The sequence below is a fragment of the Mojavia sp. genome (assembly GCF_059505145.1).
Map to the genome: position 1 here is coordinate 415288 of NZ_JCACKA010000074.1, position 14135 is coordinate 429422.

At 39.4% G+C, this 14135-nt stretch carries 14 protein-coding genes; 6 read left to right on the forward strand and 8 right to left on the reverse strand.

Annotated features, from left to right (window positions below; genetic code table 11):
• Positions 1-1160: 1160 nt before the first annotated feature.
• Positions 1161-2357, forward strand: a complete 1197-nt coding sequence (locus tag AC5JL8_RS20980) for a site-2 protease family protein (protein WP_495881601.1) — start codon at positions 1161-1163, stop codon at positions 2355-2357.
• 69 nt (positions 2358-2426) lie between these two features.
• Here AC5JL8_RS20980 and AC5JL8_RS20985 read toward each other — a convergent pair whose 3' ends face one another.
• Positions 2427-2747, reverse strand: coding sequence for a helix-turn-helix transcriptional regulator (locus tag AC5JL8_RS20985; protein ID WP_495881602.1), 321 nt, complete (start codon positions 2745-2747; stop codon positions 2427-2429).
• Positions 2748-2773: 26 nt separating this feature from the next.
• Complete coding sequence (locus AC5JL8_RS20990; protein ID WP_495881692.1) at positions 2774-2950, reverse strand: type II toxin-antitoxin system RelE/ParE family toxin; 177 nt, start codon at positions 2948-2950, stop codon at positions 2774-2776.
• A 75-nt stretch (positions 2951-3025) separates the two neighbouring features.
• Here AC5JL8_RS20990 and AC5JL8_RS20995 point away from each other — a divergent pair, with 75 nt between their 5' ends.
• Positions 3026-3640, forward strand: a complete 615-nt coding sequence (locus tag AC5JL8_RS20995) for an HD domain-containing protein (RefSeq protein ID WP_495881603.1) — start codon at positions 3026-3028, stop codon at positions 3638-3640.
• Here AC5JL8_RS20995 and AC5JL8_RS21000 read toward each other — a convergent pair.
• Together AC5JL8_RS21000 and AC5JL8_RS21005 are read right to left on the reverse strand one after the other, a co-directional pair.
• Positions 3624-4361 (reverse strand): lipoate--protein ligase family protein, encoded by a 738-nt coding sequence (locus tag AC5JL8_RS21000; protein WP_495881604.1) that lies wholly within the window; start codon positions 4359-4361, stop codon positions 3624-3626. The genes AC5JL8_RS20995 and AC5JL8_RS21000 overlap by 17 nt on opposite strands.
• A 30-nt stretch (positions 4362-4391) precedes the next feature.
• Positions 4392-4871, reverse strand: a complete 480-nt coding sequence (locus AC5JL8_RS21005; protein ID WP_495881605.1) for a YbjN domain-containing protein — start codon at positions 4869-4871, stop codon at positions 4392-4394.
• A 216-nt stretch (positions 4872-5087) separates the two neighbouring features.
• On the opposite strand from AC5JL8_RS21005, the gene AC5JL8_RS21010 reads away from it, so the two are divergent.
• Complete coding sequence (locus tag AC5JL8_RS21010) at positions 5088-6170, forward strand: aromatic ring-hydroxylating dioxygenase subunit alpha (RefSeq protein WP_495881606.1); 1083 nt, start codon at positions 5088-5090, stop codon at positions 6168-6170.
• 114 nt (positions 6171-6284) lie between these two features.
• Here the strand turns inward: AC5JL8_RS21010 and AC5JL8_RS21015 are convergent, their stop codons facing one another.
• Positions 6285-6557 carry a GlsB/YeaQ/YmgE family stress response membrane protein gene (locus tag AC5JL8_RS21015; RefSeq protein WP_495881607.1) on the reverse strand — a complete coding sequence of 91 codons (273 nt, stop codon included), beginning with the start codon at positions 6555-6557 and terminating at the stop codon, positions 6285-6287.
• A 709-nt stretch (positions 6558-7266) separates the two neighbouring features.
• Here AC5JL8_RS21015 and AC5JL8_RS21020 point away from each other — a divergent pair.
• Positions 7267-7740: a hemerythrin domain-containing protein gene (locus AC5JL8_RS21020; protein WP_495881608.1), complete on the forward strand. Its 474-nt coding sequence runs from the start codon at positions 7267-7269 to the stop codon at positions 7738-7740.
• 201 nt (positions 7741-7941) lie between these two features.
• Here AC5JL8_RS21020 and AC5JL8_RS21025 read toward each other — a convergent pair whose 3' ends face one another.
• A complete protein-coding gene (locus AC5JL8_RS21025; RefSeq protein WP_495881609.1) occupies positions 7942-8649 on the reverse strand; it encodes an alternative oxidase in 708 nt (235 codons plus the stop codon).
• Between the two features lie 393 nt (positions 8650-9042).
• Here AC5JL8_RS21025 and AC5JL8_RS21030 point away from each other — a divergent pair, with 393 nt between their 5' ends.
• Positions 9043-10308: a DUF4336 domain-containing protein gene (locus AC5JL8_RS21030; protein WP_495881610.1), complete on the forward strand. Its 1266-nt coding sequence runs from the start codon at positions 9043-9045 to the stop codon at positions 10306-10308.
• Positions 10309-10474: 166 nt separating this feature from the next.
• Here the strand turns inward: AC5JL8_RS21030 and AC5JL8_RS21035 are convergent, their stop codons facing one another.
• Positions 10475-11299 (reverse strand): metallophosphoesterase, encoded by an 825-nt coding sequence (locus AC5JL8_RS21035; protein ID WP_495881611.1) that lies wholly within the window; start codon positions 11297-11299, stop codon positions 10475-10477.
• Positions 11300-11883: 584 nt separating this feature from the next.
• Here AC5JL8_RS21035 and AC5JL8_RS21040 point away from each other — a divergent pair.
• Positions 11884-12549, forward strand: a complete 666-nt coding sequence (locus AC5JL8_RS21040; RefSeq protein WP_495881612.1) for a phosphoribosyltransferase — start codon at positions 11884-11886, stop codon at positions 12547-12549.
• A gap of 2 nt (positions 12550-12551) precedes the next feature.
• Here the strand turns inward: AC5JL8_RS21040 and AC5JL8_RS21045 are convergent, their stop codons facing one another.
• Positions 12552-13973: a pyridoxal-dependent decarboxylase gene (locus tag AC5JL8_RS21045; RefSeq protein WP_495881613.1), complete on the reverse strand. Its 1422-nt coding sequence runs from the start codon at positions 13971-13973 to the stop codon at positions 12552-12554.
• Positions 13974-14135: the final 162 nt, after the last annotated feature.

Consider the following 14135-nt stretch of genomic DNA (forward strand, 5'->3'; position numbering starts at 1 on the left):
TCAATTTTATTAGCAGTTCAAGCCCCAGTTTTCAGTATCGACACTATATATAAAACAGAAAGGGTTAACCTAACCCAGGCGACTGCGTTATCTCGCTAAGTACTCGTATCCCTACAGCTAAGAAAGCTACGCGATAGTATCTTTGGCAGAGAAAGACGCACAGATAAATGTTTAGCAAAATTTTTGAGAATTGATATAAGCTTAAATATTTTGTTGAATTAAGCGAATTTACTTAGGTAAACTTAAAACATTGGTATTTAATTAATCAATTTATCAGCAAAATACAGACTAAGTAAACTATTTTATAACAGAACCAGCAAATTTGTTTGAAAAAAAAGTAAAAATAAAAATTTATACATTTTCTTTACTAAGTTCGCAACAGTCATAAAAAATCATCAACAGTGGCAAGAAGATTGCATACACGATAAAAGTTGAAATTAATGAAATATTTCTTGCAATACTGCGAACTTGTATTTCAGCAGAAGGAAGTTTTAGAGTGTCTATTTCATCAAGATTTTTCATGTAAAAAGCTTGGAAAATCATATTATTTATATAGTCAATAAAGTGTCAAAAAATGTCTAAAGCTAAAGATAACCGAATCTCTGTTTTACAGTAGTTAAGCATTTTAGAAACTATTATAAATTTGTAACTCCTTCTCTAATTGAGTTATACAGAGTTAACAAAAAATGGTGGGTGTATGGCAAGAAGATTGAACTCAGGAGATAGGTACTAACAGTGTAAAAATATTATGATGTTATAAGCATTAGAGTAATTGCTATGATTGATAAATGGATGTTATAGCAGTTTTTAATAGATTGCGTCTTTGTGACTTCTATTAAAATTTACACCGTAAGTGATAGCCTAATACTGCCAATAGAGGTAATATCCAAGATTAAAATTAGGGTACAAATACTTTATGTTTAAATCAGTAGTTGTTGGTGAACAAAAATTTTATTTTCCCAAAGTGATTAAATAGAATTAGTTGTCTATTCTAGAAATTAGAGCATCGCCATCATTGTAGAGCGAAGTCGTGACCTTAAGCATTGTTTCTTATCTGAGTACTCTTTGCTTTTATCAGATGGCAAATTACATAGTATAAAAGCATACTTGTATTAAATTTATCATTCTTTACTGCAAATATCTAGTTTTAGGACAATCTTATGCAAACAAATTGGAGAATCGGTTCTTTATTTGGAATTCCACTGTTTTTAGATCCTTTGTGGTTCGTGATTTTAGGGTTGGCAACCCTTAATTTTGGGGTAGCCTACCAGGAATGGGGAAGTGCCATAGCTTGGAGTGCAGGAATAGTAATGGCACTGCTGCTATTTGGTTCAGTGTTATTGCATGAATTAGGCCACAGTTTGGTAGCGCGATCGCAAGGCATTAAAGTTAATTCGATTACCCTATTTTTATTTGGTGGCATTGCTGCTATAGAAGAAGAATCCAAAACTCCAGGCAAAGCATTTCAAGTGGCGATCGCAGGGCCTTTAGTTAGTATTGCCTTGTTTGTTCTGCTGCGTGTTGTGGCTTATGTTGTGCCTGATACCAGTCGATTGAGTGTAATGGTAGGAGATTTGGCAAGAATTAATTTAGTTTTGGCGCTATTTAACCTGATTCCCGGCTTACCTTTGGATGGGGGACAAGTGTTGAAGGCAGCATTATGGCAAGTCACAGGTAACCGCTTTCAAGCTGTACACTGGGCAGCAAAAGCAGGACAATTTTTAGGTTACAGTGCGATCGCCTTGGGATTTGCAATTGATTTTCTTACTAGAGAATTAGCGCTAGGTTTATGGATTGTGTTGTTGGGTTGGTTTGGTATCCGCAACGCCAACAGCTATGACCGCGTAACTACATTACAAGAAACCTTGTTGAAGGTAGCAGCTACCGATGCTATGACTCGTGACTTTCGGGTAGTTGATGCTGACCAGACTTTGCGTTCTTTTGCCGACGCGTATCTATTAAACAGCGCCGCCCCAGAGTTTTATTTTGCCGCATCTGATGGACGTTATCGCGGCATGGTTTCCATTGATGATTTACGCTTAGTAGAAAGAAGTGAATGGGAAAGCCAAACTTTACAAAGTATTGTGCATCCTCTAACAGAAATACCTACGGTTACTGAATCAACTTCCTTGGTGGAGGTGATTAACAAGCTAGACAATGAACAATTACCCCGGATCACTGTACTTTCGCCAGCAGGTGCTGTCGCTGGTGTAATTGATCGGGGAGATATTGTGCGGGCGATCGCACAAAAGTTAAATTGGCGGATCAGCGATGCAGAAATTAAGCGCATCAAAGAAGATGGTAATTATCCGCCTGGGTTGCAGTTGGCAACAATTGCTAAGTCAACTGTTAATTAAATTTTAAACCGCCGATGTACGCCGATAATTAACAGTATGTATCAGCGTGTGTTGGCGGTTGTTATACAGTTAGCTTTGGGAAGAAGCAATGGCGATCGCCACATCCTCACGAGTTCCACCTACAGCTAAAATAGTCCGAACTATCAAATCTAGAGAAACTGACGCATCACCCGTTTCCATTTTTGCCACCCGCGACTGACTGGAGTTGATTTTCTTAGCCAAATCTGTTTGAGTGAGGTTGTTTTTGACGCGCAATTGCTTTAAATATCTGCTCAAAGATAGCTTCATTTCAATGAAAGCTACCTCCTCAGGTGAAAGTTCTAAAAAGTCTGCTGCATCTCCCACACGCCAACCTGCTGCTTCCAGACGTTGACGTTTAGTTATATCCATAATTCAGTTGTTCGTTCTTGTAAAAATTAGCTCTCCTTAGAGATTTTGTCATATAAGCTCAAACGTTTTTGACAGTTTTGAATCACTCGTTTGGGCGTTTTCTGAGTGGTCTTGTTAAAGACATCTAATATAACAATTGCATCTGGGTCAATCCGGTAAATGATTCGCCACTGTTTATTAGCATCATTATCATTAATCCGCAGCTAAAGAGTGGTGGCAGGTAGAAAAGAAAATTGTCAAACCGTTAAGCTGAGTAAGGTAGTAATTAAAAAATACCCGTGCAAAGCAACCAGCTGACTCAACAAATCCAATTCATCATTGAAATTGATCGCCTCAAGCATATACTGCGCCAAACCTTGCTGATGGATGGATCGCGGCGAGAAAATAGTGCTGAACATTCGTGGCATTTGGCGATAATGGCGATCGCACTATCAGAATATGCCCCGGAAGGAGTTGATATATTCCGTGCGATCAAAATGCTACTGATTCACGATTTAGTAGAAATTGATGCAGGTGATACCTTTTGCTACGATGTCCAGGCAAATTGCAGTAAGGCAGAAAAGGAATTACAAGCAGCATCACGACTATTTGGAATTTTGCCAGAGGATCAGGGTAGAGAATTGCGTTCACTTTGGGATGAGTTTGAAGTAGGAGAAACACCCACTGCTAAATTCGCCGCAGCTTTAGATCGGATACAACCTCTACTGCACAACCAGCAAACTCAAGGCGGAACTTGGCGGATTCATGGTATTAGACGCGATCAAGTGATGAAGCGGGTAGCACCTGTAGAGACTGGTGCGCCGGAACTTTGGCCGTTTGTTTTGCAATTGATTGATGATTGTGTCGCCGCAGGTTATTTGAAAGAAGCACCAGTTCTCAACACTCAAGAATAGGCTGGGCTAAAATTTCATCCCATTCAGACTGTGATAAGGGTTGCATTTCTATCTGCATAGCAAAACAATTACTAGCAGCAATAACCAAAGCAGTAATAATTTCTTCTACACTTAGGTTTTGGGCTAGTTGGAGGTTGGGAAAACTTTCTGCACCGAATACCCTAGCGAACAGTTCTGTATCGGGCTGCAAGCGGATGGAACCATGCTGCAAAATTGTCCCACTTCGCCGCATTTGGGCGCTACCAATGAATTTGGCTCCATTTGACAAAACTAAATCTGCGCCTGTGGAAGTGCCAAAACAGTTAGGATTATGGATATAGCCTCGCCCAGTTGTACCATAGCTCAATTTAACGCCAAGCGATCGCCATCCTTCAATTAAAAACTCACAAATTTTTTCGTACACCTGGAAGCGATTACCATTCAGTCCAGATGTGACGACAGCATAAGTTAAATCACCTTGGTGTAATACTGCGCGTCCACCACTAGGACGCCGCACCACATCCAGTTTTTGACCTTGCCAAATTATATTTTGCCAATATTCAGGATATTGGCGTTGATGATAACCGAGGGAAATAGCGGGTGGCGACCAAGTGTAAAACCGCAGAGTTGGAGGCTGTTTTCCCAACTGGTGCTGTTCTAGCAACCAGCGGTCAATTGCCATTTGTAAATTACCAGCAGCTTCTAGCAAAGGAATCAGTCGCCAAACCTGCTTGCTATGCATTCAATACAGCACACCTTAATTCAAAATTACTCAAGCTGCACCAAATTCCGATTGTAAAGCTTCGTCGTTGTTATCAGCGATCGTTGCCACAATGGTAATTAACCGGGAAACTTCCCCTGGAGATATCTCTGCTAAGGTGCGTGTCGAGATCACAACCACCTGATTTTCAATAATACCGAAACGAGCTTCAAAGGTGCTAGAACAGTTCATCTCTAATAAATGCCGCATCAATTTGGGTTCATCTTTGGCGGGTAACTTTAGCACCGAAGACCAAACTGTGATCGTATCTTCATCATTTGTACCATTGAGCTGAACAAATACTTCCACGCTGCCGTACTTAAACTTCCAGAGATAGCCACCCTCTGGAGTGCGGCTAACCATTGCACTATCATCTTGTTCTAGACTATCGATGACATTTTCGATGATTTCCACATGATTAATGCTTGTCGTCTCCACGATTAACTCATTAACAAAATCAGTGCTAGATAAAGTTTCTTGGTAGTTTGTCATACAGATTTTTGCCTGAATATGGTTACTGTTTTATCTACACATACTTTATAGCTTGTAGGCAAGGTTAGTTTAAGCTTCCTAAAGTGATAGTCTAATCTTCAGCGATGTAAAATTGTTTTTTAGGTGAACAATAGTAAAAATATTACTTAAATTTCAACAAAATAGTATCTATAAAATCTCTTTAATTGCACCTAAACACCAAACGTTTAATTAAAAATGCGCGAGCCTATAACCTCTCTCTCTCAATCTGTGCAAAGTCGTGATGTCCGTCAATTGGGTATTAACCCGAACCATTGGTATGTGGTTGCTCGTAGTAGTGAAGTTAAAAATCAGCCTGTGGGTGTGATACTTTGGCAGGAAGCGATCGCTCTTTACAGAGATAGTACAGGAAAAATCCACGCCCTAGAAGACCGTTGCCCCCACCGCCAAGTTAAACTCAGTCATGGGCAAGTTACTGGTCATGAATTGGAATGTACTTATCATGGTTGGCGCTTCGATTCATCGGGGAAATGTGCGGCGGTTCCCTACTTAGCAGAAAATCAAAAACTACCAAGTTGTAAAATTCGCACTTACCCCGTAAAGGAACAAGACGGTTTTATCTGGCTGTTTCCGGGAAACGAATCACCAACTATAGAACCCCTTGGCTTACCAGAATGGGAACATCTAAATTATATTGCCACAGTTTCAGTAATTAATTGTCAAGCTCATTATTCTTATTTAATTGAAAACCTGATGGATATGTATCACGGACATTTACATCAGGATCTACAAGCTTGGGCGGAAGCAGCTTTGCAAGATATTGACGAAGATGCTAATCGTGTAGATGCTCATTATACAGCACAAAGTTATTATAAAATAGATAAAATTTGGTCTATCTCCCAATTATTTTTCCCAGCTTTGCGGCGCTTGCATCCTGAACCTTTGGATGTAAGTTATATTTATCCACATTGGGCTTCAACCTTGGGACAAGATTTTAAGATTTATTGTTTACTTTGTCCAGTAAGTGAAACGCAAACTAAAGCTTATTTGATTCATTTCACATCATTAAATGCATTTTGGCGGTTACACAAATTACCTGTGTGGTTTCGCCGATTTGTGAAAGATAGTTTATTTGGCGCAGCACAAAAATTTCTTGATGGTTTAGTGCGTCAAGATGTGAAAATGATTGAGGAAGAACAACAGGCATATTTGCAGAATCCAAATTGCCGAAATTATGAGTTAAATCGAGCTTTAGTAAGCGTGCAAAGGTTGATGAGAAGCCAAGTAGAGAGGTTGAATGAGGTTTTTTATCAACAATAATAATAGCGCTCGCCTAACTATAGGTAAGCGCTACTCTTTTAATTTAAATCAGGGATAAAAATAGTTAAATAGGTTCCCTGAGGTTTATTATTACTCGATTAAACAGCTAACTTATTACGCTGCACTGCGATGGGTTAACAAGTTCCACAAGAAAACAGCAACCAGTGCGCCAAGAACTGCAACTATGATTCCAGTAATACTGAGAGTAGGAGCAGTTAAGGCAAAGGTTCCCGTACTAAAGAATACACCTAAACTACCGCCAACAAAAGCACCGATGATTCCTAATATGATGGTTCCTAAAATTCCACCACCTTGATGACCGGGATAGATAGCTTTGGCGATCGCGCCAGCAATTAGACCTAAAACAAGCCAAGCAATAATGTTCATTTTTCCTAATTGGTAGGGTTTTCAGTTATGAATAGAGATTAACAAAGCAATAGCTATTACCCAATCTGCCATTAGAATTAATTATAGATATACCCATAGAGCCATAAAATTGCTACTACCTCTTTTGATATATACCGTCAATGAGATAGATAAAAATTAAGAAAAAGCTCCTAGTAGGTCTAAGACTAGGGGCTTACAAAATTATTGCTTGGTAATACATAGTATATGTATTTCTAGTTATGTCTATCCTCTACTTAGAGAATTAAGCTAGAGTATTTCAAAAGTATTGTTAACATAAAGAGACAATAATATAAATAACCGTTGATATAATTTATCTCATCAATATTAGTTTTTAGTCTAAAAAACATTTTGTCGTAATCAGTAAGTCTCTACCTGTAGAGAGAAGATTGGTAAATTTAATTTCGTGAAAATTTAAGTTGAACAATTGCAACAACTTGCATTTAATTTTGCTAAGATTAAATTTAAGATAAAATGAATTTACTAGTATTTGTGAATCTTGATTAATTGTAGCATTCTTATCTATTAATCCATGCAAAGATTAGTAATATTCATAAAATTACTGCCTTAATTAAAGTGGTAATTTTCTACTAATTCTAGAGTGAGTCGCATAGAATTCTAATTAGTTTGATTAGGTAGTAGTTGACATCAAACTAGTCTTAGAAATTGAGTTCTACGAAGGAGCAGAAAAATGACTAAAATTCAAACACCAAATATAATTACTTTGTTAGAAAAGGAACATCGCCAAGTTGAAAAGCTGTTTGCAGAGGCAGAAAAGGCTAATTTCAATCAATTATATGAGTGCTTTAATGAAATATATAGAGCATTGACATTACATACTCGAACTGAAGAGTTAGTCTTCTACCCTGCAATGCGGGAATACCCAAGAACTGCAAAATATATTGAAGAAGCTGAACAAGAACACGAAGAAGCTAAAATTATCTTAGAAGAAATTAAGTCACTAAAACCAAATGACTCTGAGTTCAAGAAAAAAATTACTGAACTGAAAAAGGCTGTTAAACATCATGTAGAAGAAGAAGAAAACGAAATATTTAAATCTATTTCTGAGTATATGAGTGAGCAGAAACTAATTGAACTAGGCAGAGAATTTAGAAAGACTAAAGCACAACTAGAAGATGAAGTTCAAGCTGCCATGACTACATAATAGAGCAACATAGAGCAACTTTAATTCAGTGGCTAAAAAAGTAAAATTGATGTTGGCGATCGCCTTCTCCTGTCGGAGATGCTGCGCGCAATTCCTCTTTTTTTAGTAAAAAAATAATAACCTACCTAGTTACCTGCTGGGTAGGTTATTGTTATTAGTTCCATACCAAAAATATATCAACGTCATGCGATGCAATGGGCACTATTGAGCAGTTGATACCTCACCACTATTAACCTCAGATTTTTCTACAACTGCTTTTTTAGCTTCGAGGCTATGAGGACTCTTGAATGATATTTGAGCATTTGCTTGTTGACAAGCTCCCATCGTCTTGACATGCTCCATCTCATCATCTCGAATTGCCACAAAGACATCATAGAGATTTTCAATTTTAGGACGGCGTTCTGCTGGCTGATGAGCCGTTTGAAATTCATCAAACAGATAGAGATCACCATCACGGTAGTAACGTATTGCTACCTCCGGTGCAGGTTGTGCTTTCAACTCGGCCTCTTGCGCCGTGAGAAATTTTTCATAACTACTGTAAGCGTGATTTTCTACCAATTCCATGAAATGATAAGCAGAACGAGGAGAAATTATATACAGTGCCACAATAACCCAGTAGTAAATCAGTGCAGCTGTTTTTGCTAAAAAGCGATCGCCCCAAAAGGCCGCACCTCCCAAAGATTCCATAATCAATAGATGATGCAACTCATTCCAAGTTTGTGCGAAGTGAACTTTGAGCCAATCGGCTTTGCGCCAAATTCCCAGAGTTTCATAAAGGTGCAAAACTGAAAGATAAGAGAAGTAAGGTACTCGTGCTACGGTTTCCAATACATAAAAGCGAGGATAAGAGCGATCGCGGTAAATTGTATTGATGACAGCGACTAGAATGTTAACCAGTAAGCGAATCATTAAAATCCTCCATAAATCATTAGTACGGTGAATCAGACTGAAATCAAGGAATTGACCAAATCCGCGGCTCCTATCAATCACTTTTTAAGCTGTTATCAAGAAAAAATTAGCTAAATTTTTAAGTAAGATGGTAAATAATCGCAAAAATGACTACGCTAAATAAATAAAACTTAGATAGCTATATTACTGTTAAAAACTAAGCCGAATCATCTTTCTCAAGATACTGCTTGGGTATCAATACCCATATCTTAAGAAAATAAACCAATCAAGCTCACACAAATACCTAGATGCATAGTGACTTCTAGCTTTCTATTAGTGGTGAGAAAGTAAAATTTTGAGCAAAAGTACCTTATTCACTCAACAATTTGCTAAACTCCAACATCTGGAGAACAAATGAAGCATTGGGAATTTGGGGAGGGTCGCAGAGTGGCTCATGATCAACGTGCAGGAAACATCGAACAAAGTCATCCGAAGGACTTTTCATGGTTCTTCTGGTTTACTTTGCCTCTCTACCCATACAGCAGACGACGGACAATCCGCAAAGAAGTAGTTAAGGATAAAGTCTGGACTTTTGATCAGTTGCAAGGCATCTTCTATGTTGTTGTGCCCATTCGCATGACTGTTGTGAAGCTAGATACCGGGGGTCTGTTCGTCTATGCTCCCGTTGCACCAACAACCGAGTGTATCCGGTTGCTCAACGAGTTAGTAGCAGAACATGGCGATGTCAAATACATTATCCTGCCAACTATCTCTGGGCTAGAACATAAGGTATTCGTTGGCCCGTTTGCTAGACGCTTTCCCAATGCACAGGTATTTGTGGCTCCCAATCAGTGGAGTTTTCCGCTTAATCTACCACTAAGTTGGCTTGGTTTACCCGCCAAACGTACTCACACACTCCCAGAAGACAGTAAAGAAACACCCTTTGCCGAAGAGTTTGACTATGCAGTGCTAGGCCCCATCGACCTAGGGCCGGGTAAGTTTGCGGAAGTGGCATTTTTCCACAAGCGATCGCACACACTATTAGTAACAGACTCAGTAATTTCTGTACCACAAGAGCCACCTGCGATCGTTCAATTAGATCCATACCCTTTGCTGTTCCATGCCAAAGATCGTGCTTATGAAATCGTCCCAGACACTCAGGCAAATCGCTGTAAGGGATGGCAACGCATCTCGCTATTTGCTTTGTACTTTCAACCAGGCGCGCTGGACGTTTTTGGATTAGGTCAAGTATTGCGCGATGCCATCAAAGCGCCAGAACGCTCTAAAAAAGCGTATTTCGGGTTGTTCCCTTTCAAATGGCAACAAGATTGGCAGCGATCATTTGATGCACTACGGGGGGATGGTCGTTTATTCGTAGCACCAATTTTACAAACTCTCATTCTCAACCGCGCACCAGAGGAAACTATCAACTGGGCTAATAAAGTGGCGAATTGGAACTTTGAGTGGATTATTCCTTGCCATTTTGATGCACCGATTAAAGCTGAACCTTATCAGTTTCGCCAAGCATTTTCTTTTTTAGAAAAGCAGCCTGCTGTGAGTGCAGGTTTATTTAGTAGTAGCAGTTACCCCTTGCCAGCAGAGGATTTTAAACTGCTCAAGGAAATTGATGCGGGTTTAAATAAGTTTGGGATTGTACCACCAGCAAAAGATAAAGTGTAGGAATAATTCAAAATTCAAAATTCAAAATTAAATAGGACTTACACAAAAACTCTCTCAAACTCTTATTTATTCGTATCCATGTTAATACATCGCCCTGCAATTGAATTGCATCGACCTGCAATGCGATCGCACCTGCAGAATAAGAATTTTAACTGTCGAACTCACGTTAAATTAAAGCGATCGCTGTGACTTCTGGAGGACAATGCCAGCGTCCTGGGGGAAATGTTCCCAAACCGCGATTAACATAAAGCTTATTCTTGCCTACCCAATGTAAACCTTGACTCCATTGCCAATTCTTCACCACTCTTGGCCATTTCCCTTTTAAAAAAGGTATCCAAGTCCAGAGGAATTCGGGAATTTCATGACGGGACGCATGAATCCAACTAGGTACAGAACCAACTCCGGGAATTACTATTTGTCCTCCGTGGGTATGTCCTGAAAGTTGTAAATCTACGCGCCATTTTTGTAGTGCTTCTGCACTATCTGGGTTGTGAGATAAGACTATCCGGGGAGTGTTTACATCTAATTGATGCATCACAGGTACAGGATTGAACTCTGGTGACCAATAATCAGGAAGCCCTACTAATCCTAAACCAGGCCCTAAAGGATAAACGACTTGATTCCAAAGAACTTGAATTCCTACAGCAGTTAAAGCACTAGTGATTTCTGCTTTAGAGTTAGGAAAATAAAGGTCGTGATTTCCCAAGACTGCATAAATCCCAGCACGACTTTGTAAACTTTTCAGCCGATTTGCTAGTTGATAAATTGGTTTGGGACTATGGGTAACAAAGTCACCTGTAAGTACAACTAAATCTGGCTGAAATTGATTGCTAGTTGTAATTGCTTGTGCTAGCAAATCTTCAGATAACAGTAGTCCATCAAAATGTAGATCCGAAAGTTGTACTATTTTGGAATTTTGTAATGATTTAGGTAGCCCTTGAATTTCAATATTTAAATACTCGATACTTAATGGTTCTGAAAGTAAGTCCATATTGATTAATTTTAATTTTTTACTAACAAGGGCGTTATTAATGTTAACACCAAGCTACTGAGTTAGTTGGAGAAAGATATTTAGAAATATACAAAAGTGAGCATTGCCCACCCTAAACTATAGGGCTCATATTTGATTTTTGAACAAAATTCAGTACACCTTTATTCCTTCTTCCCAGTCCCCAGTCCCCAATCCCCAGTCCCTTACCTCTACGAGTGGTTCAGAAATCAAATCGGATTGCTATACTTAAAATTTCTCACAATTGATTTAACATTCCTATAGGTAATTAAAACTAGTGTTTAATCATGATGGATTGTTGCAATCAGGATTTGACCAATTCTAACGATCCTCTTGATGCATTAAAATTTTTATCAACAGCAATTTAAAATAGGAAGTATCAACTATAAAATATTTTTCTAAAAGAAATATCTATAAAAAATAAAATCCCCCTTTAGATAGATACTGAGTTTGAAGATGTCGCTCCATTAGTCAGAAGACAGAGAATTTTTAGCTTTCTAGAATCAAGACACAAGAAACAACACCGGCAATAACCGATTAATAATATTAGTAACCATAATTGAGTCATGTTATTCAAAGACCGAAGGTTGGCAGGTCAATTTTTAGCTCAAGATTTAGCAGCTTATGCTAATAGTCCAAATGTGCTACTACTAGCCTTGCCAAGAGGTGGTGTACCCGTCGCCTTTGAAATTGCCAAAGCTTTAAATGTGCCCTTAGATGTTTTGGTGGTACGCAAACTCGGTGTACCCAATCAAGAAGAGCTGGCAATGGGAGCGATCGCCTCTGGTGGTGTACAAATACTTAATGAAGATATTGTGCGCCAGTTAAATATATCGGATGCCACAATTGAAACAGTAGCAACGAAAGAACAAAAAGAATTAGAGCGACGAGAACAGCTTTATCGGGGAAATCGCCCTTTCCCTGAATTGCAAGGAAAGACAATCATTTTGGTAGATGATGGTTTAGCAACGGGTGCAACCATGTGGGCTGCTATTCAAGCAGTGCGGAAACACCAACCCGCCAGGATTGTAGTTGCAGTACCAGTTGCTGCGTCCCAAACTTGCGAAGACTTTGCAGGCGAGGTAGACGAGGTTGTTTGTATTACATCGCCCAGCCCATTTTACAGCGTTGGACTCTGGTATGAGCAATTTCCTCAAACTACAGATGATGAAGTTCGTGATTTATTGGCAAAAGCCACAAATAATCATCAAGCATTATCCCTTGGAACTTAGGACTAAATACCCTCATTAGCATCAGCTATTTGACTTATTAATTCCCAAGCTTGCTGCACATTTAACTTTTCAGTTGTGGCTTGGCCAATCGACATTCGTAAAGTCAGTTTTTGATCAAGCTTAGTTGCGGTAAGGTAGATTTTTCCAGAAGAGTTGAGACTGTTGAGAATTATCTGGTTAATTTCATCGCCACCTTGATGCCGAAAACATACTAAATTTAGTGGCGGATTTGCAGCCAACTCAAAGCGTGGATCTGATTTTACCCACTCAGCAAACTCTTGGGCTAAAGCTATATGCTTACGCACATAGTGCTGTAAGCCTTCAATGCCATAATGACGAATCACAAACCAAAGCTTGAGGCTGCGGAATCTCCGCCCTAGAGGAATTTGCCAGTCTCGATAGTCGATTACCTTCCCCGATTCACTGGCTTGATTTTTGAGAAATTCCGGCATGATCGAAAGAGATTGAATCAGTTTGGCTTTATCTCGCACGTAAAAGCAAGTGCAGTCAAAGTTAGTCATCATCCATTTATGGGGGTTGAAGCAATAGCTATCGGCTAACTCCAAACCCTGATGAATCCAGCGATACTCAGGACATAAAGCAGCTGTGCCGCTCATTGCTCCATCAACATGCAGCCAGATATGATATTTTTGGGCGATCGCTCCTAACTTAGCTAAAGGATCGATCGCATTAGATGAAGTTGTCCCGACAGTAGCAGCAATGTAAAAAGGCGTTAACCCTGCCTGAATATCACTTTCAATACACTGCTGTAGTGCTTCTGGTTGCATGGCGTAATCTGCACCCACCTCTATTAAACGCAAGTTTTCACGGCTGAGTCCGGCAATCTTTACTCCCTTTTCAATTGAAGAGTGTGCTTGCGTGGAAGTGTAAGCAACCAATTTACTAACATCTGCTTTTGCTTGTTCTCTAGCGGCTACCAAAGCCACAAGAGAAGCACTACTAGCTGAATCTTGAATTACTCCTCCCCCTGTGTTTGAAGATTTGAAGTGCAAGGGCAGTTCTAGCATATCTACTAGCCAATCTAGAACATGAGTTTCTAACTCAGTACAAGCAGGAGAAGTTGCCCACAACATTCCCTGCACACCCATACCAGCACTAATTAATTCTCCCAAAATTGAAGGTGCAGATATACCAGTAGGAAAGAAAGCAAAGAAGTTAGGAGACTGCCAATTTGTTAATCCCGGTACGATGATTTCATCAATATCTTTTAAAATTGCCGCAAAAGATTCTCCTTGTTGAGGAGCAGTTTCTGGTAGCTTTGCTCTAATATCACCAGGCTCAACTTGAGAAAGAACAGGTAGTTCTTCAACATTATTTAAATAATCAGCTATCCAATCAATGGTTTTATATCCCCAGTGACGAAATTCTTCTGAAGTCATGTGGTAGTTTTGATTTTCTTCCATAGCATTTAGTTGCTGTTGTTCATTGAAATTATTTTGCCGTAAATAGGTTAGGGAAGAGGCAGGGGGCAGGGGGCAGGGGGCAGGGGAGACAAGGGGAGAAATTATTACTCAAAACTCAGCACTTTGCTATATCACTCAAAAAAATCCTCACCCATTAAAGTT